This window comes from Paenibacillus mellifer, from assembly GCF_023195895.1.
Taxonomy (GTDB): Bacteria; Bacillota; Bacilli; order Paenibacillales; family Paenibacillaceae; genus Fontibacillus; species Fontibacillus mellifer.
This window is the reverse complement of sequence record NZ_JALPRK010000009.1, coordinates 1-22,800: the sequence shown is the minus strand read 5'-3', so window position 1 is coordinate 22,800 and position 22,800 is coordinate 1. Positions and strand designations below refer to the sequence as shown.

The 22,800-nt window shown below is 51.0% G+C and carries 23 protein-coding genes and 3 tRNA genes; 17 read left to right on the top strand and 9 right to left on the bottom strand.

Annotation, left to right across the window (positions count from 1 at the left end):
• Positions 1-63 precede the first annotated feature (63 nt).
• The 9 genes from M0651_RS11505 (at position 64) to M0651_RS11465 (ending at position 8,573) form a co-directional block, all read left to right on the top strand.
• On the top strand, positions 64-912 hold the full coding sequence (locus tag M0651_RS11505; RefSeq protein WP_248551892.1) for an ABC transporter ATP-binding protein: 849 nt from the start codon (positions 64-66) through the stop codon (positions 910-912).
• Positions 875-1,981, top strand: coding sequence for an efflux RND transporter periplasmic adaptor subunit (locus M0651_RS11500; RefSeq protein WP_248551891.1), 1,107 nt, complete (start codon positions 875-877; stop codon positions 1,979-1,981). Before M0651_RS11505 ends, M0651_RS11500 begins: the two co-directional genes overlap by 38 nt.
• Complete coding sequence (locus tag M0651_RS11495) at positions 1,981-4,881, top strand: ABC transporter permease (protein WP_248551890.1); 2,901 nt, start codon at positions 1,981-1,983, stop codon at positions 4,879-4,881. Before M0651_RS11500 ends, M0651_RS11495 begins: the two co-directional genes overlap by 1 nt.
• A 3-nt stretch (positions 4,882-4,884) precedes the next feature.
• Positions 4,885-5,772, top strand: a complete 888-nt coding sequence (locus M0651_RS11490) for an ABC transporter ATP-binding protein (RefSeq protein WP_248551889.1) — start codon at positions 4,885-4,887, stop codon at positions 5,770-5,772.
• Entirely contained in the window at positions 5,769-7,271 is a 1,503-nt protein-coding gene (locus M0651_RS11485; RefSeq protein WP_248551888.1) for an ABC transporter substrate-binding protein, read from the top strand. The genes M0651_RS11490 and M0651_RS11485 overlap by 4 nt, the downstream gene beginning before the upstream one ends.
• Before the next feature lie 142 nt (positions 7,272-7,413).
• Complete coding sequence (locus tag M0651_RS11480) at positions 7,414-7,578, top strand: hypothetical protein (RefSeq protein WP_167521270.1); 165 nt, start codon at positions 7,414-7,416, stop codon at positions 7,576-7,578.
• 60 nt (positions 7,579-7,638) lie between these two features.
• Positions 7,639-7,712, top strand: a tRNA-Met gene (locus tag M0651_RS11475).
• A gap of 13 nt (positions 7,713-7,725) precedes the next feature.
• A tRNA-Ile gene (locus tag M0651_RS11470) sits at positions 7,726-7,799 on the top strand.
• Between the two features lie 315 nt (positions 7,800-8,114).
• The gene (locus M0651_RS11465; RefSeq protein ID WP_248551887.1) at positions 8,115-8,573 is read left to right on the top strand and encodes a hypothetical protein; all 459 of its coding nucleotides are present in this window, start codon (positions 8,115-8,117) and stop codon (positions 8,571-8,573) included.
• 637 nt (positions 8,574-9,210) lie between these two features.
• Here M0651_RS11465 and M0651_RS11460 read toward each other — a convergent pair.
• From M0651_RS11460 to M0651_RS11445, 4 genes are all read right to left on the bottom strand, one after another.
• The gene (locus M0651_RS11460; protein WP_248551886.1) at positions 9,211-10,065 is read right to left on the bottom strand and encodes a manganese catalase family protein; all 855 of its coding nucleotides are present in this window, start codon (positions 10,063-10,065) and stop codon (positions 9,211-9,213) included.
• Between the two features lie 116 nt (positions 10,066-10,181).
• Positions 10,182-10,340 carry an aspartyl-phosphate phosphatase Spo0E family protein gene (locus tag M0651_RS11455; RefSeq protein ID WP_204801116.1) on the bottom strand — a complete coding sequence of 53 codons (159 nt, stop codon included), beginning with the start codon at positions 10,338-10,340 and terminating at the stop codon, positions 10,182-10,184.
• A gap of 262 nt (positions 10,341-10,602) precedes the next feature.
• A complete protein-coding gene (locus tag M0651_RS11450; RefSeq protein WP_248551885.1) occupies positions 10,603-11,265 on the bottom strand; it encodes an S-layer homology domain-containing protein in 663 nt (220 codons plus the stop codon).
• Positions 11,266-11,336: 71 nt separating this feature from the next.
• On the bottom strand, positions 11,337-11,537 hold the full coding sequence (locus M0651_RS11445) for a hypothetical protein (RefSeq protein WP_248551884.1): 201 nt from the start codon (positions 11,535-11,537) through the stop codon (positions 11,337-11,339).
• A gap of 165 nt (positions 11,538-11,702) precedes the next feature.
• On the opposite strand from M0651_RS11445, the gene M0651_RS11440 reads away from it, so the two are divergent.
• From M0651_RS11440 to M0651_RS11420, 5 genes are all read left to right on the top strand, one after another.
• Positions 11,703-11,788 (top strand) — tRNA-Leu (locus M0651_RS11440).
• Between the two features lie 173 nt (positions 11,789-11,961).
• Positions 11,962-14,241 carry an Ig-like domain-containing protein gene (locus M0651_RS11435; RefSeq protein WP_248551883.1) on the top strand — a complete coding sequence of 760 codons (2,280 nt, stop codon included), beginning with the start codon at positions 11,962-11,964 and terminating at the stop codon, positions 14,239-14,241.
• 134 nt (positions 14,242-14,375) lie between these two features.
• A complete protein-coding gene (locus tag M0651_RS11430) occupies positions 14,376-15,278 on the top strand; it encodes a ComEC/Rec2 family competence protein (protein ID WP_248551882.1) in 903 nt (300 codons plus the stop codon).
• A 7-nt stretch (positions 15,279-15,285) separates the two neighbouring features.
• Positions 15,286-15,507, top strand: coding sequence for a DUF3006 domain-containing protein (locus M0651_RS11425; protein WP_248551881.1), 222 nt, complete (start codon positions 15,286-15,288; stop codon positions 15,505-15,507).
• A 25-nt stretch (positions 15,508-15,532) separates the two neighbouring features.
• Positions 15,533-16,051, top strand: coding sequence for a DinB family protein (locus M0651_RS11420; protein WP_248551880.1), 519 nt, complete (start codon positions 15,533-15,535; stop codon positions 16,049-16,051).
• Positions 16,052-16,133: 82 nt separating this feature from the next.
• Here M0651_RS11420 and manA read toward each other — a convergent pair whose 3' ends face one another.
• Positions 16,134-17,081, bottom strand: a complete 948-nt coding sequence (manA, locus tag M0651_RS11415) for a mannose-6-phosphate isomerase, class I (RefSeq protein WP_248551879.1) — start codon at positions 17,079-17,081, stop codon at positions 16,134-16,136.
• Positions 17,082-17,107: 26 nt separating this feature from the next.
• Positions 17,108-18,022 (bottom strand): ROK family protein, encoded by a 915-nt coding sequence (locus tag M0651_RS11410; RefSeq protein WP_248551878.1) that lies wholly within the window; start codon positions 18,020-18,022, stop codon positions 17,108-17,110.
• Between the two features lie 116 nt (positions 18,023-18,138).
• On the opposite strand from M0651_RS11410, the gene M0651_RS11405 reads away from it, so the two are divergent.
• Complete coding sequence (locus M0651_RS11405) at positions 18,139-19,161, top strand: LacI family DNA-binding transcriptional regulator (RefSeq protein WP_248551877.1); 1,023 nt, start codon at positions 18,139-18,141, stop codon at positions 19,159-19,161.
• Between the two features lie 101 nt (positions 19,162-19,262).
• On the opposite strand, the gene M0651_RS11400 is transcribed toward M0651_RS11405, so the two are convergent.
• Complete coding sequence (locus tag M0651_RS11400; protein WP_248551876.1) at positions 19,263-19,877, bottom strand: superoxide dismutase; 615 nt, start codon at positions 19,875-19,877, stop codon at positions 19,263-19,265.
• Positions 19,878-20,071: 194 nt separating this feature from the next.
• On the opposite strand from M0651_RS11400, the gene M0651_RS11395 reads away from it, so the two are divergent.
• Positions 20,072-20,323 carry a YuzB family protein gene (locus tag M0651_RS11395; RefSeq protein ID WP_193416319.1) on the top strand — a complete coding sequence of 84 codons (252 nt, stop codon included), beginning with the start codon at positions 20,072-20,074 and terminating at the stop codon, positions 20,321-20,323.
• 34 nt (positions 20,324-20,357) lie between these two features.
• Here the strand turns inward: M0651_RS11395 and M0651_RS11390 are convergent, their stop codons facing one another.
• Entirely contained in the window at positions 20,358-20,996 is a 639-nt protein-coding gene (locus tag M0651_RS11390) for a helix-turn-helix transcriptional regulator (protein ID WP_248551875.1), read from the bottom strand.
• Between the two features lie 39 nt (positions 20,997-21,035).
• Entirely contained in the window at positions 21,036-21,929 is an 894-nt protein-coding gene (gene trhO, locus M0651_RS11385) for an oxygen-dependent tRNA uridine(34) hydroxylase TrhO (RefSeq protein ID WP_248551874.1), read from the bottom strand.
• Between the two features lie 227 nt (positions 21,930-22,156).
• Here trhO and M0651_RS11380 point away from each other — a divergent pair, with 227 nt between their 5' ends.
• Positions 22,157-22,765: a phosphatase PAP2 family protein gene (locus M0651_RS11380; protein ID WP_248551873.1), complete on the top strand. Its 609-nt coding sequence runs from the start codon at positions 22,157-22,159 to the stop codon at positions 22,763-22,765.
• The last annotated feature ends 35 nt before the right edge of the window (positions 22,766-22,800 follow it).

Below are 22,800 nucleotides of genomic sequence, written 5' to 3'. Positions count from 1 at the left end.
CAAGGCCAAGAAGATCAAGAAGAGGCAGAATCACAAATTAGGGAAATGGGAGAACGATACACGATGATGCGATGGCTTCGTAAAACAGAAAAAGTCGAAGTTCAGTCCGGAGCGGACTCTCCGGTCCCGGAGGCGGAAGTGGAAGTCGCTAGCGCCTCGGAGGAGACGGTGATAGAGGATACAGCCGCCGCTGAGGTCATTGCAGCCCGTGCGCAAGAAGAAGAACCGGAGAAGGAGACCGGACCGATCTTGTCGGTCAAAGAGGTTCGTCGTTCTTTTCCGGTAGGCGGAGGAGAAATCCAGGTATTAAAAGGGATCAACATGGAGGTGCTTTCCGGTCAACTTGTGATGCTGAAGGGCCGTTCCGGTTCGGGCAAAACAACGTTGCTCAATATGCTCGGCGGATTGGACCAGCCGACGTCGGGTGAAATTTGGTTCCGCGGCCAACCGCTGCATGAGCTGAACGACGATAAGCACACGCTGCTGCGCAGGGATCAGATCGGCTTTATTTTCCAGGCGTACGCCTTGCTTCCGTTGCTGTCAGCCTGGGAGAATGTCGAGCTGTCGCTGCGCATGGCAGGGGTACCGCCCCAGGAATGGAAGCGGCGCGTGACCCACTGCTTGGAGCTCGTTGGTCTGGGGAAACGGATGTTCCATCGCCCGTTCGAGCTGTCTGGGGGGGAACAGCAACGTGTGGCGATCGCCAAAGCAATCGCCCACCGTCCGAAGCTGTTGCTGGCGGATGAGCCGACGGCCAATCTCGATTCGCAAATGGGAGCACAAGTCATGGCAGTATTCAAGAACATCATACAGACCGAACGCGTGACAATCTGTATGACCACACACGATCCTACAATCCTGGAGGTAGCGGACCATGTTTACGAAATGGTGGATGGCAAATTTATCGGGTAAAAGGGGGAAATCAGGGCTATTTCGAACGTTGGGAATCTTGTCCATCAGCTTGACTCTGGTGGCATCCACGGGCTGCGCCTTGCTGCCGAACGAAGAGGCGGAGGAGGACCTACCGGTTATCACGCCGCCGACGATCTCGAAGAAGCCGGAGTATGAGGTGCGGACGGAGACGATTGAGCTCAATGTCAGCGCGGTCGGCAAAATCATGAGCCAGCGGGAAGAGCCTTTGTTTTTTACAGAGGATAATCTCCACGTTAAGGAAGTGATGGTCAAGGCGGGAGACAAGGTCAAGCAGGGCGATGCTCTTATTCAGCTGGACGTAGAAGACTTGCAGAAGGACTTGCGTAAGAAGAAGCTGGAGTTCCGCAAGCAGGAAATCTCCATGAAGGAACTGCTTCGTACCAAGGATGAGAAGGACCCGATCGAATTCGAAGAGGCTTCTATCGTCTTTGAGGAACAGCGCCAAGCGTTGGAGGATTTGGAGAAAACGATTGCCGACGGAACCTTGCGGGCGCCGTTCTCCGGTACGGTTGTCTCCGTCTCCGCTCAAAAAGGGGCGGCGATCAAAGCTTACGATACGGTAGCGGTGTTGTCCGATACATCTTCGCTGGTCGTCGCGGCTCAGTTTGCCAAGGAAGATTTGGCGAAGGTTGCCGTAGGGATGAAGGCTAAGGTGGACATTAACGCGGCCGGCGTGTTTGAAGGTAAAGTGAAGGTAATGCCTGTCGATACCGGTTCATCCGATAACGGAAACGGTAACGGAGGAGGCGGAGGCACCCCTCCCGAGAAAGATACGATCGATAAGTATCTGATCGTTCAACTCGATAAATGGCCAGAGGGCATTGAACGCGGCCGTCCGCTTAGCGTATCCATCGTGACTGAACGCAAGGAAAACGCCGTATTGATTCCGATCTCCGCGCTGCGGACCATCGGTTCGCGCACTTACGTCCAGGTAGTAGAGGAGGACGGCACGAAACGCGAAGCCGATGTCGAGGTAGGCATGCAAACCTCGACCGACGTAGAAATCGTTAAAGGACTCACGCCGGGACAGAAAGTAGTGGGTCGTTAATGGGAGTACCTTTATTACGCTTACTGTTCCGCAAAATGTGGAACACGAAATGGCTGACGTTAAGTACTTTACTGGGCCTGATCGTCGCCGTCTCGTTTACGGTCAGCATACCGATGTATTCCGACGGGTCGCTAAAAAGGGTGGTCGCGACCACGCTGAAAGCCGAAAGCGAAGGGCTTCCCGCGGGTTCGTTGATCATGAGTTATCAGGCGTCGGGCGGCACCAAGACGGATCCCGCAGCTTTAACGGCCGTCAATCAATATATCGTCGACGAGGTGCCGAAGGAAATCGGCTTCCCTCACGACGCCTATGTTAATACGCGGTCGATTCGAAGCACGGAGGTATTTCCGGAGGATCCAACCAAAGTGGATGCGAGCCGTACCCGGACGATGTCGATTGTGTCCATGAGCGGATTGCAGGATCATATATCCATATCCGGCGGCCAACTGTACTCAGATCAAGCCGACGGCGACACACTTGAAGCTCTGATGCTGGAGGAGGCGATGTACCGCCAGGACCTGCACGTTGGCGACGTGATGGAGTATCCTGTGTACAGCGGTGTGGACGTGACACTGAAAGTGAAGATCGTCGGCACCTTCCAGCTGGCTAATGAAAATGATCCATATTGGTATCAAGGTTTTGAAGGGATGATGAATAACCTCTACGTCCCGGATCAAGTATTTAATGAAAACCTGCTGAATCGTTTATCGATTCCGTTGCATAATTCCAGCTGGTATTACGCCTTCAATCTCGGTGAGATCAAAACGAGTCAGCTCTCTCCGCTGTCGGATACGCTGGACCGGCTGAATGTGGAGTTGTACCAGAAGCTGAAAGACACGAAGGTCGACGTTTCTTTTGGCAGTCTATTAAATGATTTCCGCAAGCAAAGCTTACAGATGCAAACCCTGCTGTTTACGCTGGCGGCGCCGATGATCGCCATGGTGTTTTATTATATCGTTATGAACGCCCGCCAAGCGCTCGACAAGCAGCAGAGTGATATCGCGGTGCTTCGAAGCCGCGGGGCATCCACGAAGCAGATTATCTTAATTTATTTATTTGAAAGTTTGATTCTTGGCGCAATTGCGTTGATTGCGGGCCCTTTGCTTGGTTGGTTTATGTCGAAGAGCATCGGATCGGCGGATGGCTTCTTGACCTTCGTGAATCGGAAGTCCATTCCGGTCGGTTTCAACTTCGATGCTCTGGCGTTGGGGGCGGCGGCGGTCATTATCGCGATCTTGGCAACTTTGCTGCCGGCGGTCTCGTTTGCCCGTTCTTCGATCGTCAAGACCAAGCAGAAGCAAGCCCGCTCCGATCGGGCGCCGTTCTGGCAGCGCTGGTTCCTGGATATCGTATTGATGGGGATATCGGGTTACGGCTACTACATGTTTAATCAGCGGCAGATGCTGACGTTCCAGACCGGGATGACTACGGATGAGCTGCAAGTTCAGCCGTTTCTGTTCTTCGTTCCGGCGCTGGCGATATTCTCGATCGGACTCTTCTTCCTGCGGGTGTTCCCGTGGTTGTTGAAGCTGATCGGCTGGATCGGCAAGAAGTGGTTGCCGGTTCCGTATTACCTAAGCTTGACTCAATTGTCCAGGTCGTCTTCTTCCTATTATCCGTTGATGATCTTGCTTGTTCTAACATTAGGGCTCGGTGTATATAACGCATCCGCAGCCCGAACGATCGACCTGAATTCGACGGAGCGGACATTGTACAAATACGGAGCGGACGTCATTATGCGGACAGTATGGGAAGGCACACCGGAGATTACTCGCCCTTCGCAGGGAGGCTCCGGTCAAGGTCAAGGCGGCGGTTCGGGAGGATCGGGCGGCGGCGGGAACCCAGGTGGGAGACCGGGCGGCGGATCAGGCGGCGGTGGGCAGAATCCAACCCCGTCTAAGGTGATATATTCCGAACCTCCGTTCGAGATCTTCCGGAAGCTTGACGGGGTCGAGCATGCGGCGCGCGTGTTACAGACGAAAGGCAATATCATCGTCTCCGGCCGTTCGGCGGGCCAAGGCAACGTGATGGGGATCGACAATGTTGATTTTGCCCAGGTGGCGTGGTTCCGGAATGATCTGTTTCCAACGCATCCATTTAATTATTTGAATTTTCTCGGCATGAACGAAAGCGCGGCTTTGGTACCGTCTACCATGGCGGAGAAATACAAGTTGAAGCCGGGCGACGTGTTTACGGTGGCCTTGGGCGAGCAAACGGTGGAATTTGCCGTTTACGGGATTTTGCCTTATTGGCCTAGCCAATACCCGGATCAAACGCCGTTTATTATCGCGAATTTGGATTATATCTACGACCAGGTTCCCCTTATTCCTTATGAGGTATGGCTGAAAATGAAGCCGGGCGCCAAGGTTGCGCCGCTGATTACCAAGCTGGCGAACGAAGGGATCGAACTTTATTCGGTCGATGATGTGCGCAGCGAACTAGCCGCGCAGAGCAAGCACCCGACTCGGGGCGGCGTATTCGGGATTTTAAGCCTCGGCTTCCTGGTCTCGGTAATCGTATCGTTAATTGGGTACGTGCTTTATTGGTTCTTCAATTTGTCGGGTCGCGTCGTCCAGTTCGGGATCTTGCGGGCGATGGGCTTATCCCGTAAGCAGTTGACGTTTATGCTGTTAGCTGAACAAATCTTAACCGCAGGCCTGTCGATCGTGCTTGGGATTGTCATCGGGAAGATCGCCGGCAAGCTGTACTTGCCTTTCCTGCAAACGGCGGACAACGTGACCACGCAAGTGCCGCCGTTCCGAATCGTGTTTGATTCCCAAGACACCTTGCAGTTGTACGTCGTCGTGTTCGTGATGCTGTTGATGGGAGCCGGCCTGCTCTTCTGGCAAATCCGGCGCCTGCGCGTGCATCAGGCGGTAAAAATGGGAGAGGAGCGCTAAGGGATGATTTATTGCGAAGGACTTGTAAAAATTTTCAAATCCGAAGATATCGAAGTTGTTGCGCTCCAAGGCCTGAATTTGACCGTTGAGCAAGGCGAGATGATGGCGATCATCGGCAACAGCGGCAGTGGCAAATCAACGCTGCTGAACATCCTCGGCGGGCTGGATCGGCCGTCGGCCGGTCAGGTCTCCGTTGGGGGTTGGGATTTGCTCAAGATCCGCGATGATCAGCTGGTGGAATATAAACGCAATACGGTTGGATTCGTGTGGCAAAACAACGCCCGCAACCTTCTTCCCTATTTGACTGCCCTGGAGAATGTGGAGATGCCGATGTTGCTCACTGGGAAGCTGGATCGAGCTTATGCGAGGGAGTTGCTGGAGCGAGTGGGTCTGAAAGACCGGATGCATAACAAGCTGCATCAGCTCTCCGGCGGGGAACAGCAGCGGGTCGCGATCGCCATCTCGTTATCCAACCGACCGAAGCTGCTGCTTGCCGATGAACCAACGGGTTCGGTAGATACGGCAACTTCCGACCAGATCATGCAGATCTTTCGCGAGGTCAACCGGGAACTCGGCATCACGGTCGTCATCGTTACGCACGATTTAACACTCGCGGGTAAAGTGGACCGCGTGGTTGCCATCCGTGACGGATTAACGAGCACGGAATTCCTGAAGCGGAATCCGAATCTCGATTTGGCGGCAGCAGAGCTCGGCGCGGGCGGACTGCAGGAGGTTCACGAAGCCTTCGTCGTCGTCGACCGGGTTGGGCGCTTGCAGGTTCCGAAGGAGTATTTGGAATCCGTCGGGATCAGCGGACGGGCGAGCATGGAATTTGATGGGGAGAAAATCATTATCACAGCACCTAAATCATTGGAGGGGGATCCATCATGAGGTTAAAGAAATTATTATCTGTATCGCTGGCGGCGACGCTGGCACTTGGCCTGCTGGCTGGCTGTAACGGCAGCAAGGCAGCAGACCCTGAACAGGAGAAAGTGCTGCGTATCGGCGTGCTGTATGGAAGTTACGACGACTCTTATTTCCGGCAGCAATACACCGATGTTTACGAGTTTACGCATCAGAACGTACGCATCGAGGTTGTGCCTGCCATCGACCAGTCGCAATACCGTTATCAAGACAGCTCGCAGCCTTATGTCCAACCCGACTATCTGGATAATATGAAGAAGATTATGACGGGCAGCAATCCAGTAGACGTTGTTGTAACCGACACGGCGGTGCTGAACCAACTGATCAAAGAAAACATGGTGAAGCAGCTGGATCCCTTGATTCAAGAGGATAAATTTGATACGACCGACTATGTTCCAGCGGTCATTGACGGTATCAAGGATCTTGGGGAAGGCAGCTTGTATGCCCTAACGCCTAACTTCTCGTCTTCGGCCCTCTTCTATAATAAGAAGATGTTCACAGATGCCGGGGTAGAGCCGCCAACCGATAACATGACTTGGGATGACGTGTTTAACCTGGCACGGCGGGTGGCCAAAGGGGAAGGTAAAGACCGGGTTTACGGATTCTCCTTCAACCGTTACGTAGGCAATGACCCGTTCTGGGATATGCAGAACAGCTACGTCAACTCGCTGCAGTTGAAGACGTTCGACGACAAAGCCGAAACGATGACAGTCAACACGCCGCAATGGACTAAGGTTTGGGAAACGATCAGCAAGCTATCGAAAGATAAAGTAATTCCGGACAATACCAGCAATCCAATGGACGGTAGTGATTGGTCTTCGATCAGCAGCGATTTATTCCTGTCCGGGAAAGTCGCAATGACCATTGGTGAGAGCTATTACATCAATGAAATTTCCGATGCGAACAACAATGCCTCGAAAATCAAAAACTTCAAGTCCGTGGATTGGGATGTTGTAACTTTGCCGGTGCATCCGGAGAAACCGGGAGTCGGCGGGAATATTTGGCTCAGCAACACGTTCGCAATCAACAGTGCTGCTCCGAATGCGGATACGGCATGGGATTTCATTAAATTTATCAATGGCGAGGATTGGGCCAAACTGAAGTCGCGCAGCAATTCGTACGAAATGCTGGCACGGAAATCGTACATTAAACCGAAATCCGGACTCGATTACAATATCCAGGCGTTTTATTTGTTGAAACCAACACCTCCTACCGATCCGAAGCAGGATAAGCTGATGAGCGAGAAACCGGGGCTTTACAGCGTGACGGACAGCGGACGCAAATTCTTCCAGGAGGTCCTGGAGAACAAGAAAACGCCGGCAGAGGCGCTCAAGGAATGGGAAGAGAAGGGGAACAAAATGCTGCAGGAGATTAAGAACAATCCGAAAACTCAATTCCAGGAGGATGGCACGCCATTTGTTCCGCAAGAGGGAGCTGCAGCTGGCGGAACCATTATTAAAGGTTAAGCCACGTTTTCAGGAAAGAACAGAAATTACCAGAAGGATCAGAGGCCGCCGGACGGATTCCGGCGGCTTTTTTTGTTAAGGTTGGGTATTCTATAGGCAAGGACAATTTGCTCTAATTAAAGAAAGGATGGACGAAAAAGTCATGCGGTGGATCTATTTCAATAAATTATACAGAACGAAATTCCAAGCCGGATGCCTGGCTCGACGATTGGAGCAAGACGGCTGGATCTACGGTTTCGACGACATGCGGCAAATTGAAATTTTTCGCTCCCGCAAGGGCAAATACGGTGTGCGTTTTATTCCATAATGTACTGCTTGACGCACCCCACGGGAATCGTGTATATTATTAATTGTCGCTATTTACTGACGCGGGGTGGAGCAGCCCGGTAGCTCGTCGGGCTCATAACCCGAAGGCCGCAGGTTCAAATCCTGCCCCCGCAATCCAAGCTTCCCCGGGCCCTTAGCTCAGTTGGTTAGAGCGGTCGGCTCATAACCGATTGGTCACAGGTTCGAGTCCTGTAGGGCCCATATGCGCGAAACCCCTTGATAATCAAGGGGTTTTTGCTTTGTTTAGTTGATCGAGATTTGCTAATATACGATCCCCCTAACGGAATTGGAGCTGGTGCTGCGGCTATGGACTGGAGCCTGGCGGCTACGGGATTGTTTGAGCTAAGGAATAGACGAGATGGTGGCACAAAAAAATAATATGTAATCTATTGAAGAACCGGTAGACCAGCCCACTAGCAACTAAAGCTGTTGGGCTTTTTTTGTTATTGACGTTAATGAATTGAATTTTTCTTAAGACTAATAATAAAATTATTGAATGCTGAAAGGAGATTAACAATGGAAAATGATTATGAATTGCCGAGTTCTGATGAAACCCATATTTCTGCTGAATTAGCAAATTCAAAATGCCCATGTAGTGAAACTGATGAAGCTTTACGTTTACAACATGACAAAGGACAAAACCTTGCAACACTTAATACATCTTGGAGTATGGGACGTCTTGATGCGGGTGATTGCGAAGTCCGAATGACTGATGCATATATCTGGCCGGATGGGAAAGTTAAAATTTATGCGGAATATCATGATCATGGCAGTGTTTTTGGCGATCATTTTAAGATAAATTATAGTTTTCAAACGAGCGATAAAAAGGAGATATTTTCAATAGAGTCTAAATTTACACTTACTGCCGGAGAAGATTATTCACTAAATCACGAAGATAATTTGCCCGTAATAGAAGAGTATTATGATAAGATAACAACACTCTCCCGACACTTGTCCTGTACACCGGATTATTAAGTTCAAAAGGCCGCTGACCTTAATTGGTTGGTGGCATTTTTATGTTCCATAAAAATGAAATTAAATAAATAAATTGAGTATATTTAATAGAGAAGCGGTAAGTAGTGGTAGCTATTTTGTCAGAAAGATTAAGATAGGATCACTGTATATAAGAAACTCCTTTATGTTAACCATCCGCTATGCGGGTGGAGGGATCTAAGGTTTGACCAATAAGACCATTCCAATAAATTGAGATGTTCTGGCTCAATAATGAATGGAATGGCATCTTACATTCCACGCCTCATTTGTCCGCCAGAACACGTCGGGTTTTTTGCGGACGAGAATACCTAGTGCGATAAAGACGAGTGTGATCACTACAAGCAAAAATCCGATAAATCATCCCTCCTTAGCCGTTGTGAAACCATTTCAATATCAATCGTGGCAGATATGCGATCAAATTTGAGATCCAGGTTATTCCATCTGCCCATTTGGTTAATCGGGTGCTTGTGATTTTCAATGCTACCTCCTAAACGAAACGTTTTCTAATCTCTATATGGATATACGGAAACCCCTTTCGTGAGTTCCAGTTCTTGAGAGGAACCCTCTAAACATCAAACGCCGCTTGAGCCCATGATTTGGGTCAAGCGGCGTTTCAGATTTAAGCGTTCAAGTCGTGAAGTCCAGGGCTATGCTCGTTTGGCATTTCGGGCAGGATCGGGACCGGGAAGCCCTCCGGCGGGTCGGTGACCTTAAGGTCGCCGCCATTTCGGCTTGGAGTTTGGCCGCTGAAGATCTCGCCGATCCGCGTTGGATCAAGTCGGAAATTGAACTGGGCATTGTGGAAGCCCATATCGACATATTTGCGGCATTCCGGATATTTGTTGATATCGTAATTCGGTACGGGGAACAGCTTGCCCCAATCGACTCCCAGCGTCTCGAGCGCCTTGGCAAAGGCGTTTTGATGGGCGTTATCGCGGACGATCAGGAATGCCAGTGTTTCGCGGAACGTTTTGTTGGAGCTCATTTCGTAAATTCGTGTCTTCTGCAGGACCCCGGTGGATTCCAGTACGAGATTGTCCAGCAAGTCGCTGATCAGATTACCGTGGCTGTATACGTAGTTGCCATTCCAAGGGTTGCCGGCGGCATCGACCGGCAGGGAGCTTTGGGCGCCCATAATGAAGTGATGTGGATTTGCATGCTTAATGGCCTCGTCGAGAGGTGCGGTATCCACACCGGCGTTACCGGGCATTGATTCGCCCGCCCCGTTGAGCAGTTGGTTAATCGTATGCTGAACCAGCTCGACGTGACTGATCTCCTCCAGAAATACACCGCGAATTAAGTCACGGTACTGCGTTGCCGTCCCGCGAAAGTTACTGCTTTGGAAGAAAAACTGCATCATGGTCCGCATTTCACCGAAACGCCCGCCTAATGTTTCTTGAATAACTTTGGCTGCAGCGGGATCGGGTTTATCGGGGACAATAACGTTAATCAAGTCCTCTTTGTAAAAATACATAATGAGGATCCCCTTTCTGGTGGTTTTTGTTGCGAGTTTATCGATTTTAGTATGGGTTTCCATCGGGGAAATGATCCAGAAAAAGAAAAAAGGAGCCGCTCTCGCGGCTCCCTGAATCATTTGACTTGCTTTTGGATCACCAATCGATGGTATTCGTTGAGCAACTCGTCTAGTCGCTGACTTACCATGACTAGTTCCCTATCGACCAGACGTTTGCTTCCGGCGAGTCTGTTTAATTCCATCCGGAGCTCTTCAATTTTGAGGATAAGATCCAAGGCGAACAACTCCCAGAATTGAAGTATCTATGTTATACGTCCGCTGTGCACTGGCGACCGTCCTGCGGATCCCACTTTATATCTGTCCGCACCAGGCTAAAGTGGTAACTATACTTTCTATGTCCGTTTTTGTAAATCCTCCCTAAATCCTGATATAAAATGCAAAAAACTGTCGATTCGGTGAATTTTATTAAAATTGAAGGTTTTTCGGAAATCAAAAGGACTGCCATTGGGCAGTCCTTTATCGGTAATAGAAAGGCGATTATTTGTTTTCTTGAGTTGGAGCGGGATGCGCAGCTAAATATTCGACCGCATTATAAGTCAGTACGGCGGCCTCGGCACGGGTGATTTGGTCCCCCGGGTGGAACTGCTTGTTCTCATCCAGCTTGGCGATCCCCAGCACGAGAGCACGCTGGATGGTTCCCTGATAAGAGACGGTCAACTGATCATCATCGGCAAATTCGACCGGTTTAATATTGATCTTCGGCAAATCGCCATGCTTCTCCATCGCCAAAATCAGCTGATGAGTAAATTCCTCACGCGTCATCGGCTTGTCCGGGTTCACAGAGGTGTCCAGATCAAAACCGCTATTCTGCGCAATGACGAATGCCGGAGCATACCAAGCCTCTTCTTTGACATTGGTAAAATAATTGCTAGCACCTTGAGTGACCTCCGTTTTGAGCTCCAGCCCCAACAGATTGACGATGAGCTGAACGCCTTGGCTCGTGGTTAATTGGTCGTCCGGCAGAAAACTGTCGGCGCTAACGCCGCGAACGATTCCTTTGGCCTGCAATACAGATATACTATCTTTGGCATTGGAGTGGCTTACGTCTTTAAAGGCGCCTGCAGCCGCATAGCTTTCTCCGGCAAGCGACAGACTCAGAATGGCAGCGGCGGACAACAGGGCTAGATTACGTTTAAACATGGGGTCATCACCTCGTCTTGTTATTTTTGACAACTACTAGACGAGGGCTTACTGAAAATGTTGCAAGCAATTCAAAAAGATCTTCCAAACGGAATGATTCGCGTCACATGATTGATCTCGTCAAGCTGAACCCACACGGCCCCTTCCGTTGTGCGTAGCTGTACTTTGTCCGGTGCGGAACCCCATTTGGGCTGTCCCGTCATCATTTGTCCGTCATGGAGCTGAACGACCACTTGATGGCCGAGGGTAACCGCCATTTTTAACTCATGCATGTAACCAAACCTCACCTTTCCTGAAATTCGAGCTGATCAACGCGCTACTACTAACTTATCATAAATCCCAGTCGAATAGTTTATCGGAAAAGGCTGGTCCAGATTTTTGGTTGAATTTGATTCGAATTCTGTATATAATCATAAATACGGGATTTTTCTTGACGTGCCGGGGTGGCGGAATAGGCAGACGCACAGGACTTAAAATCCTGCGATGGGTGACCATCGTACGGGTTCGACCCCCGTCCTCGGCATCTTGAACCGGAAAGAGCGTATTCGATAACACGAATGCGCTCTTTTTTTATAGGAAAAAAGCATTATTTTTGCCAAAAAACGTTACGAAATAGGTACCAAATGTCGATATAAAACGCAGAGGGCTGGAAAAAGGTTCCGGTAATTTAGCAATGAAGATAAAGGAGAGAAATCAATGATTGCTAACAGGAAAATGACGTATTGGATGCTCGTCTTGACGCTGCTCCTTTCGGTGATGGTTCCGACGGGCGTGTTTGCGGCAACTGGAGACATCAATTCGATCAAAATCGATGGAGAAAATACGACTATCGATCTTGGTGTGGGCAAAACGAAACAGCTCAAAGTGAATGCTTCTGTCGAAGGATCCACCGCAACAAAAGATGTGACTACCACAGTAGTTTGGGCAACCTCTGATTCGAGTATCGTTAAGGTTGATGAAGGTTTGGTGACTGCGCTCAAGAGCGGTACAGCGACGGTTACGGCTTCCTATAATAACGACTCGACGCATGTCGGTGCCAAATCGTTGATCACGATTAAAGTAACAGATACATACACCGCATTGACCTTGGATTACAAACTGGACGGGAAGTATAGCCTGGACAGCTCCGCATCGGACCTAACGGTTGCGGCTAAAGCGAAGGTGGACAACGCGTCGATCGAACCTAAGGATGTTACGGCAGACGCGGAATGGACCTCTTCCAATGCGGGGGTACTGACCATTGAGAAGGGTCAAATTACTTTAACCGGTTCGGGGGAAGCCACCATTACGGCCAAATACGCCGGATTGACCGCTTCTTTCAAAGCGAAGGTAACTTCGCCATACTCCGGCTTGAAATTGTATCAAGTGAATTCGAGTTCGTCTGAAGATGAGATCGGGGAGAAGGAAGACCTCGAGCTGATCATGGCCGACAAGGAAGTAAAGCTTCGGGTCAAAACGGTTATGGCTAGCAATTCCACTACCACTAGTGACGTATCCGATAAAGCGACTTGGGCTTCTACGGATAATGGTGTAGCTACCGTGGAAGACGGCATCGTCAAGATCGTATCAACAGGTAAAGCGACGATCACAGCGTCTTATCTTGGGGAGCAGGTCAAAGTAGACATTTATGTACGTGCTCCGTATGAGACGATCCTGCTGACGCCATCTGGCGATCAAACGTTGTTTATTGCTGAAACGTTGTCCGTAAGTGCCGGTGTGAGAAAAACCGCGAATGAGACAACGACAGTAACAGCTGAATGGTCTTCTTCAAATAAATTAATCGCAACCGTGGATGATAACGGTGTGATTTCCGCCAAGGCGGCAGGATCAACCACGATTAACGCCAGCTACCAAGGGGTAAGCAAGAGCTTCAAATTGACGGTACTCCCAACGGTGACCAAGCTCGAAGTCGAGAAGGAGCAGTTGGAGATCTTCCTAGGAGGATCCGCCGGCTTGCCGAAAGTAACAGGCACGAAGTTGGACGGGGAAACCATTGATCTGAGCGATGAAATCACTTGGACTTCGAGTAATGAGAAGTACGCGGTTGTGGAAGACGGGAAAATCATTACGAAGGATTTAGATGACAAGATGGTATCCGCCGATGTCACGCTGACCGGAAAGTTTTCCGAAGCGGGGACAGGGTTGACGCCAAATGCAAACTTCCCGATTCGGGGAACCACGGTTACGATTAAAGTGAGTGTGAAGGAAAAGGTATTAACTCTGCTCGCATCGCAAGATTCGATGAGCATTGTCATCGGGGCTGAGAACGCGCTGCCGGAAGTCACGGCTGTTTTCGAGAACGGGGAAGAACAGGTAAATCCAACCGGTGTGGAATGGACGGTATCCGGTTCGAATGCGGTATTGAAGACGACGGCCGACGGGAAGAAGCTCAAAGGTCTCAGCAAAGGATCTGCTACACTGAAAGCAACTTTTGAGAACAAGACGCTCAGCATGTCCGTGACCATTGAACCAAAAATTTCCAAGATCGTGGTGGAGCCGCAATCGTTCGAGTTGAACATCAAGAAATCGAAATCGATCAAGGTTACCGGGTATTACACGGACGGCAAAAAAGTAACCCTTTCTTCTAAAATGGGATGGGTTTCCTCCGACGAGAATGTCGTTACGGTTTCTGGATCTTCCGTGAAGGCGGTTGCTGAAGGTTCGGTGACATTAACCGGCTCTTACCAGGGCCAAACGGTAACCGTAAAGGTGAACGTGATTCCGAAGCTGATGAAGTTGGAGGTTAGCGAGAAAAAACTACAATTGACTCCAGGATCGGCTAAAACGCTTGTGCTCACGGCAACTTATGACAACGGTAAGGTAGCCACAGTAACCGGCAGCGCCACTTGGACCAGCTCGAAAACTAACGTTGCCAAAGTATCGGCCGGCAAAATCGAAGCGATAGCAAAAGGCTCGACATCCATCAAAGCGCAATATGGCGGCAAATCGGTGTCGGTTAGCGTATCGGTAAAGTAATTTAGAATGGTTATGCAAGAGTCTGCCTAGTGAAGGCAGGCTCTTTTTTTTACGAGTTAGCAAGTTTTGGTTGATTTTAGGCTAAAGCATCCCCTATAATTGGAACAAATGTTCTGGGAAGAGGACGATCATCTATGAGTAGGCAGAAGAGGTATTGGACGGTTGTTAGCGTAATCCTGATTTGGTTAGGCGTCCTCCTTACGGGTTGTACGCTGGAGGGTTGGGAGATGGCCGGGGAGCGGTCGGGGAACGCGTCTCTTCCTTCCGAAGCAGAGGGCGAAGGCGAGCTCCGCGTCCTATTCCTGGATGTCGGGCAAGGCGCTTCGCAGTTGCTAATCAGCCCCTCCGGGTACACGATGTTGATCGATGCCGGGAACAATGACAAGGAAGATGAGATGCTGCGCTATCTCGAGGCGTATGGGATACGCCACCTGGATCTCGTGATCGGGACGCATCCGGATGCGGATCATATCGGCGGATTAGACCGGGTGATCGATCAGTTGGATATTGGCGAGGTGTATATGCCGAAGATTCAGTCCAACACGAAGACGTTCGAATCGTTATTGACCTCGATTCGCGACAAAGGGTTGAAGGTCAAAACGGCCAAGGCCGGATTGGAATTGACCTGGGACGAACAAGTCCAGGTGAAGATGCTGGCCCCAGCGACAGTAACCGACGATAACAACAATATGAGTGCTGTCGTAAAGGTAACCTATCGAGATACCTCCTTCCTGCTGACCGGGGATGCGGAATCTGAAAGTGAACGGGTGATGCTCGAATCGGGAGCAAATCTGCGTGCCGATGTCCTGCTCGTTGGACACCATGGTTCCAAGTCATCAACCACAGCGCGATTCTTGAATGCGGTTAAACCGAAGTACGCGATAATTCAAGTGGGCGACAATTCCTACGGGCATCCAACGAAGACGATCCTGGGTCGCCTAGCCAAACAGAAGGTGGAAGTGTATCGCAATGATTTGCAGGGTACCGTGGAGATTGTTAGCGATGGCCAAGGGTACCAAATCATGACGGAAAGGTAGGATAGGGATGATCCATATCCATATCGTTGAAGGTTTTGAAGGTGACGTATGCATCCTGGAGTCAGACGGGAAACCCCGGAACATCCCGCGGTCCCAGGTTGATCCTTCGGTCAAGCCGGGAGACGTTGTGGATTGGGACGGCGAGAAATGGATCCCGAACCTGCGGGAAACCGAGAGGAGAACCCGTCAAATCCGCGCTTTAATGGAAGAAGTGTGGGAAGAAGAGTAGCTAATCTAGAGGAGGAGTGATTTAGATGTTGACTAAACCTCAGACAGGGGAATACGCGGAAAATTTTACTACCTATATCAACCAAGTACCTGATGGCGATTTGCTTGCCTTCCTGGAGTCGCAGGTGAAGAAATTACGCGAAGAATGGGGCGGAGTCAGCGAAGCCCAAGCTAACTACCGGTACGCTGAAGGGAAATGGAGCGTTAAGGAGGTGTTAGGCCACATGGCCGATACGGAGCGAATCATGAGCTACCGTATGCTGAGGATTGCTCGAGGTGATACGACGCCGCTTGCAGGATTCGACGAGGAATTGTTCGCCCGTCATGCCGGGGTTGATCGGCTGTCGCTAGAGGAGCTGCTGCGCGGCTTCGAGATTGTGAGAGAAGCTACGTTAGTATTAGCTCGCCAGTTGGACGATGCCGCATGGGCCCGCATGGGTACCGCCGCCGGCGGACCGGCTTCCGCCCGTGCTTTCGCCTACATTCTCGCGGGGCATGCACAGCATCATGCGCGGATCTTGAACGAACGATATAGCCAAGCTTAAGCAGGCGGACAAAAAACACAAAAACGGACGGGAACAGCAATCCTGAGGATGACTGCTTCCGTCCGTTTGTTTTGAATCGGGATTACTCGTGGGACATGATCATTTCGAGCTCACCGCTTAAGCGGTAGGGGCCAAAGCCGGCCGACAGGATAAAGTGCTCGCCTTTTGCCAGGTCGTAGCTTTGTCCGCCTGCGGTCAGCGTCCCGCTGCCCGCGAGTACGCTGAAGATCGTATATTTCTCGTTCGCATTAACTTCGGTTTCACCGCCGGAAACGTTCCATTTTTCCACTGTAAAGAAGGAATTGGAGACGTAGGAGGTGACCGTCAGCGCGCCATTGGATGAGGTTGCGTAGGATGCTGGGACATAGGCTTGCGGGATCGTGGTAACGTCAATCGCCTTCTCTAGGTGCAGTTCGCGGGTATTGCCGTCCTTGTCGCGGCGATCGTAATCGTATACGCGATAGGTCGTATCCGAGCTTTGCTGCGTTTCGAGTACCACGATGCCTTTGCCAAGCGCGTGCAGGGTACCGCTAGGGACATAGAAGAAGTCACCCGGCTTCACCGGCACTTTGGTCAGGAAATGGTCCCAGTCGCCGTTTTCGATCATCGTGACGAGCTCTTCCTTCGTTTTCGCCTCATGACCGTAAATGATCACAGACCCCGGTTCGGCATCCACGATGTACCAGCATTCGGTTTTGCCGAGCTCGCCATTTTCGTGTTTGCCGGCATATTCATCATCCGGATGGACCTGTACCGACAGATCGTCAGAGGCGTCGAGCAGTTTCGTCAGCAGCGGGAATACCTTGGACGGAGAGCGGAACAGCTCCGGATGTGAGGTCCACAAATCCCCCAGCTTCGTGCCTTGGTAAGGTCCGTTCTTAACAATGCTTTGACCGTTAGGATGAGCGGATACGGCCCAGCATTCACCGGTACGGTCATTCGGGATGTCGTAGCCGAAGAGGTCTTTCAGCTTCGTCCCTCCCCAAATGCGCTCTTGAAAAATCGGCTGCAGAAAAATCGGTTCATTCATGGTTATCGTACTCCTTTATTTATAGATCAGTATGAAATGTGAACTAATGCGGCGGCGCCGATCAAGCCGGCGTCTTGGTGCAGCGCGGCAGGGACGATAGGCGTTTGCCGGCCCGAAGGGTTCAGTGCGTACTTGGCCACATAATCTCGAACCGCGTCAAACAGGGGTGCACCCACCTGCGAGACGCCGCCGCCGATGACCAGCTTCTCCGGATCAAACGTGTTGATCAGGGTTACACAGCCTACGCCGATGTTCTCAAATACCTTGGCAACAAGTTCCTTAATCGAAGTATTCCCTACTGCCGCCAGATCAAATGCTTCCTTGGAGGAAACTTCCCGGCCAAGCAGAGCCGAGGCTTGTCTAGTCACTGCCGTTCCGGAGGCGACATATTCCCAGCAGCCTTTCTGGCCGCACACGCAAGTGCCGGCGGACGGATCAACGACGAAATGTCCCACGTCGCCGGCATTGCCGGAAGCGCCGGTGATTAACTTGCCGTGGGAGTAGATCCCGGCCCCGATCCCCGTGCTGATGGTGACGAACACGAAATGTTCGGCATCCTTGGCAGCCCCCAGCCATTTCTCGGCCAAGGCAGCAGCGGTAGCGTCGTTCTCCAGTCGGATCGGCCGGCTGAAATGACGCGCCAACGAGGCGACGACAGGGAAGTTCCACCAGCTTCGCAAATTCGGAGGCTCGGCAATCTTCCCTTCCTTCGTGTTCAGGGGTCCCGGGGCCCCAACCCCGATTCCCAAGAGCTCGGCTTCCGCTATTCCTTGTGCGGCAAGGATATCCTGGATGGCGGCCGCCATCCGGTCGACCATGACCTCGGGCTTCACTGTCTGGTCGGTCGGCAGGGAGACCTTGGCGCGAACCTCGCCGTCTGCGCCAACGAGCCCGATGGCGGTTTTGGTGCCGCCGATGTCGATACCTATTGCATAACTCAACGTTCATACCTCCTGTGGAAGTGAAGATTCATTTTAACTTGACAAACTTGACAAAACTCATATTTGTAAAGTAGGATGTAGGCTAAGTGTAGCATGTTTCGAAAGGAATGAAAAGAATGGGCCGCAAAAAGAAAATATCCATGCAGGATATCGCCGACCATCTCCAAATTTCCAAGAATGCGGTGTCGCTTGCGCTGATGAACAAAAAGGGCGTCAGCGAGGAGATGCGCCAACTCGTGCAGCAAACCGCCAGGGAAATGGGGTATGGTCCTTATGCTCCCCAAGAGAGCGGAAAGGCCAACATTCTGGTGCTCGTTCCGGAGCGAATTATGAGTTATCAGGATAATGATCACTTTCAGTTTTTTCACGATATGATCTGGGGGTTGGAGCGAAGTGCGCGCAAGAAAGGCTTTAACGCCGTCATTACTCCACTTGATCGGGAGACGGAAATTTCCCTTTCGTTGCCTGGCCCGTTTGCGGATATTCCGTACCGCGGGGTGATTCTGTTTGCTATCACGGATCGGGCGTATGCCAAACGCATTTGGGAGTTGGATACGCCACTCGTGCTGATGGATTCCTATTACCGCGACCTGCCTTGTCCGGCGGTTACTTCGGGCAATTTGGAGGGAGCTCACGTTGCGGTAACGCATTTAATCGAAGCCGGGCACCAACGAATTGGGTTTATCGGGCCAACGAACCTGTCGACCAGTCATGAGGAGCGTTGGTTTGGGTACGAGAAAGCGATGAAGGAGCAGGGGCTGTCCATCCGAGACGCGGATTGCTTAACAATCTCTCAAGGGTATGATTGCACCAAGGTTGAAATGGCGCAATTTCTGGATGGGCTTGGTGAATGGCCAACGGCGTTTTTTTGCGGGAATGATCGGATTGCTTATTTACTTGCGGGCTTGTTGAAGGAGAGAAATAAGCGACTGCCGGAGGACGTCTCCATCGCCGGATTTGACGATTTGCCATACGTAAACGTCGAAGGACTCAACATGACGACGATGCGGGTGGAGAAGGAGCGGATGTGCGACGCGGCGATCAACTTGCTGCTGTCGGAGCTTGGCCGAACCCGGGAGTCGATTCATTGGCAAGTCCAGCCAACGCTGGTGGTGCGCGATTCGGTCGCCCTGAGATGATGAGCGGATAAATAAGAAGGGTGCCCCGAGAAACCGGCCAGCCGGTCCATGGGACACCCTCTGTTTTTCATGTAAGCAGGCGTTCTGCCTGCGTTCCTAACTTATTTGTTCAGTGCGGCTTCGTAACGTTTCTCAACTTCAGACCAGTTGATTACGTTAAAGAAAGCGGCGATGTAGTCAGGACGTTTGTTTTGGTATTTCAGGTAATAAGCGTGTTCCCATACGTCCAAACCAAGGATTGGCGTTTTGCCTTCCATGATCGGAGAGTCTTGGTTCGGCAAGCTGTATACGGACAATTTACCGCCGTCTACGGCCAGGAACGCCCAACCGCTACCGAAACGTGTCGTAGCTGCTTTGGCGAAATCTTCTTTGAATTTGTCAAAACCGCCCAGCTCGCTGTTAATCGCGTCAGCCAGCTTGCCAGAAGGTTGGCCGCCGCCGTTAGGTCCAATCGTTTCCCAGAACAGGGAGTGGTTGGCATGGCCGCCGCCGTTGTTGCGAACTGCGGTGCGGATACCTTCCGGAACGCTGTCCAGATCAGCGATTAGCTCTTCTACGGATTTGGATTGCAGTTCAGGAGCAGACTCCAAAGCTGCATTCAGGTTCGTAACGTACGTATTATGGTGACGATCATGGTGAATCATCATCGTTGTTTCATCAATATGAGGCTCAAGTGCATTGTTCGGGTAAGGCAAAGCAGGCAATTGATGTGCCATTCCAAATCAATCCTTTCTTCTCCGATATGTAATAGTAATTCCGACAAATCTAATTATAAATCTGCGCACCGGCTTAGTCAACATAAATGTATGTTAAGTATGTTAAATGATTCGCAAGCATTGACAAATGGGTCCGCGGTCCTCATAATGATGGTTCAAGCAGAGTTAGTCATAAGTTTGGGGTGAAAGACGTCATGGGTTTGGGCATTGTGATCGTTGAAGTGTGCGACAGCAACCTGATGAGCGCACTTGAACTGGAGCAGCTGGAAGAGGACTATCCGGAAATTGCCGTGATGCGTCAGGACTGTCTTAGTTTATGCGGCTTATGTAAGCTTAGACCGTACGCGCTGGTTAATGGCAAACGGGTTGCCGCTAAGACAACGGAGGAATGTATCCGGCTCGTTAAGCAAGCCATCGAGGACGAATTAAACGTCTATGATATATAACGTAGAAAACAGCAGCCCAAGGGCTGCTGTTCTTCTATTCCTGGTTCCGCTGGCGGATCACATACACGCATTTCTTCCCCTGCTGGGCCAAGCATTCCGTGCGCTCAACGTCGGCGTCCAATAAAGATTCGAACAAATTCAGCTCGCAGTCGCAGGCATGATTGTAGCGGTTGGCGATTTGCGAGATCGGGCAGTTATGCTCCATGAGCACGTATTCGCCGCGATCGTTATGCTCAAGCTCCGTCATATAACCGTTGTCGTTCTGAATTTCCGAGAGCGTGCGGACCTTTTCAGTTAAGGATTTACCTTGCATGTCGGCCATGTATTTGCGGCTTAACTTCTCCTTGCGACGGTCAAACAGGCGATCCACCATGTCTTCGCCGCTTTCCTCCGCCAGCTCATCCAGCAAATCCAGGGTTAGCGAATGATATTTTTTCGGAAAAATCCCCTCAGCCAGCTCTGTTAATCCATACACCGCCGTTGGGCGGCCCTGCGTTTGCCGGATCATCTTCGATTCGATCAACCCGTCGCGTTCCATCGTACCAAGATGCCGACGCACGGCCATTTCCGTAATCTGCAGCTCTGTCGTGAGCTCTTTGGCGCTAAGAGGTCCGGCGGTCTTCATCAAATGTAGAATCCGCTCGCGGGTGGTAAGGTCTTTGTTCGTGTTCATGCGTGACACTCCCTCTCGGGTGATAGGTTCTGGCGATCCTTAGCTTTGCGGGACGGCGAGGGATGCCTCCCGACATGCATCCGAACAGAAGCCGTGGTGCTCGTCTTCGCAATCCTCGCAACATACATACTGGAGGTTGCACACAGGACAGTTAATGTAACGGTCGTGCGTTGTACCGCAGTGGTAGCAGCTGGCGATCACGATGTCCTCGTCCGTCCGGTTGATCGGCACGGAAATTCGTTCGTCAAAGACATAACATTTACCGTCAAACAGGCGCCCGTTGACTTGCGGGTCCTTACCGTAGGTGACAATCCCACCCTCCAGCTGGGCGACGTCGTTGAAGCCTTCGTTCAATAGGAAGCCAGTCAGCTTCTCACAACGGATGCCCCCGGTGCAGTAGGTTAAAATCTTCTTATCCTTGTGCTCGCCAAGATTCTGACGGATCCATTCCGGAAACTCGCGGAAGGAATCGATCTCCGGCCGAATCGCTCTGCGGAAATGGCCGATGTCGTACTCATAGTCGTTCCGTCCGTCCAGAACGATCACATCGTCCATCTGCAGCTGCTCGTAAAATTCAGCAGGGGAGAGGCGTTTGCCGCTGATGACGTTTGGGTCAAGCTCTTCCTCGTAACGGAAGGTGACCAGTTCTTCTTTATGACGAACAAACATTTTCTTAAACGTATGACCTTCGACTTCGTCGATCTTAAATACAATGTCGGCGAACAGCGGATTGGCTCTAAGGTCGTTCATATACTTCTCGGTTTGCTCGACCGTGCCGGACAACGTTCCGTTAATGCCTTCGGCGGCGATCAGGATGCGACCCTTAATACCCAGCTCTTTGCAGTATTGCAGATGCTCGGCCGTGAAGGCGGCAGGATCCTCGATCCGGACAAACTTATAAAATAGTAATACGCGGTAGGCGTGTTGTTCCATTAATTTAATCACCCATCTATTCTATGTTGAATTCTACTGCATTGTAGTCCAAGGCTCCCAACTTAGTCAATATATAAGTATAGTAAGTATATTAATGAAGGTCTAGCGGATATTCTTTCCTAGCGAAGCGGTGAAAAAATTAAATTTGAAATAAAGGTTGCCGAAAAATCCAACTTCCCGGTAAAATAATTTCGATTCAGTTGACGATTGGAGAGGGGAGTCGGGTTTTGAAAAAATGGCTTTGGCCGGTCTTATTGACCGTCTTGTTTGTGGTGCTGAGCGGACTGATCCATACAGAGGGGTTACGCTCGATCGACCGCGGGATTGGGGATTTCTTCTACGAGCTGCGAAGCGATAATCTGACCCCTGCGGTGAAAGGCTTAGCAGAGCTCGGGTCGACTACCGGTTTCGTTGTGGTGCTGCTGCTGACTCTTGTCTGGACCCTGGTGTACTTGCGGAACGGACGTTATGCGATTTGGTTGACGGTTAGTCTTGCAGGAGGGTGGCTGCTCAACAAGGTGTTGAAAGTCATGTTCTCCCGTGAGCGTCCAGAGTTGTGGGATCGTCTTGTCGTACCGGACGGGTACAGCTTTCCTAGTGGGAATGCGATGATTTCCGCCTCTTTCTTTGGGCTGATTGCATTGCTGTTGCTTCGGTCCGGTAAGTCGGGGAATCGCGTGTGGGCAATGATCGTGCTGCTGCTTATTTTCGTGATTGGGATCAGCCGATTGTATTTGGGTGTGCATTATGCCAGCGACATCGTTGGTGGCTTCCTAGTGGGAGCGGTGCTCGCCGAGGTTTGCTCATGGGGCGCCGTACGTCGGAGTCGGAACTAAAGAAGAAGGCCTTCCAGATGGAAGGCCTTCTTTCA

Coding starts and splice junctions, on each gene's coding strand:
- M0651_RS11465 (WP_248551887.1), top strand. CDS start 8,115: ATGGAAAATGATTATGAATTGCCGAGTTCTGATGAAACCCATATTTCT.
- M0651_RS11425 (WP_248551881.1), top strand. CDS start 15,286: ATGATCCATATCCATATCGTTGAAGGTTTTGAAGGTGACGTATGCATC.
- trhO (WP_248551874.1), bottom strand. CDS start 21,929: ATGGAACAACACGCCTACCGCGTATTACTATTTTATAAGTTTGTCCGG.
- M0651_RS11485 (WP_248551888.1), top strand. CDS start 5,769: ATGAGGTTAAAGAAATTATTATCTGTATCGCTGGCGGCGACGCTGGCA.
- M0651_RS11400 (WP_248551876.1), bottom strand. CDS start 19,877: ATGGCACATCAATTGCCTGCTTTGCCTTACCCGAACAATGCACTTGAG.
- M0651_RS11405 (WP_248551877.1), top strand. CDS start 18,139: ATGGGCCGCAAAAAGAAAATATCCATGCAGGATATCGCCGACCATCTC.
- M0651_RS11395 (WP_193416319.1), top strand. CDS start 20,072: ATGGGTTTGGGCATTGTGATCGTTGAAGTGTGCGACAGCAACCTGATG.
- M0651_RS11490 (WP_248551889.1), top strand. CDS start 4,885: ATGATTTATTGCGAAGGACTTGTAAAAATTTTCAAATCCGAAGATATC.
- M0651_RS11460 (WP_248551886.1), bottom strand. CDS start 10,065: ATGTATTTTTACAAAGAGGACTTGATTAACGTTATTGTCCCCGATAAA.
- manA (WP_248551879.1), bottom strand. CDS start 17,081: ATGAATGAACCGATTTTTCTGCAGCCGATTTTTCAAGAGCGCATTTGG.
- M0651_RS11480 (WP_167521270.1), top strand. CDS start 7,414: ATGCGGTGGATCTATTTCAATAAATTATACAGAACGAAATTCCAAGCC.
- M0651_RS11500 (WP_248551891.1), top strand. CDS start 875: ATGTTTACGAAATGGTGGATGGCAAATTTATCGGGTAAAAGGGGGAAA.
- M0651_RS11445 (WP_248551884.1), bottom strand. CDS start 11,537: ATGCATGAGTTAAAAATGGCGGTTACCCTCGGCCATCAAGTGGTCGTT.
- M0651_RS11435 (WP_248551883.1), top strand. CDS start 11,962: ATGATTGCTAACAGGAAAATGACGTATTGGATGCTCGTCTTGACGCTG.
- M0651_RS11495 (WP_248551890.1), top strand. CDS start 1,981: ATGGGAGTACCTTTATTACGCTTACTGTTCCGCAAAATGTGGAACACG.
- M0651_RS11430 (WP_248551882.1), top strand. CDS start 14,376: ATGAGTAGGCAGAAGAGGTATTGGACGGTTGTTAGCGTAATCCTGATT.
- M0651_RS11450 (WP_248551885.1), bottom strand. CDS start 11,265: ATGTTTAAACGTAATCTAGCCCTGTTGTCCGCCGCTGCCATTCTGAGT.
- M0651_RS11390 (WP_248551875.1), bottom strand. CDS start 20,996: ATGAACACGAACAAAGACCTTACCACCCGCGAGCGGATTCTACATTTG.
- M0651_RS11420 (WP_248551880.1), top strand. CDS start 15,533: ATGTTGACTAAACCTCAGACAGGGGAATACGCGGAAAATTTTACTACC.
- M0651_RS11505 (WP_248551892.1), top strand. CDS start 64: ATGATGCGATGGCTTCGTAAAACAGAAAAAGTCGAAGTTCAGTCCGGA.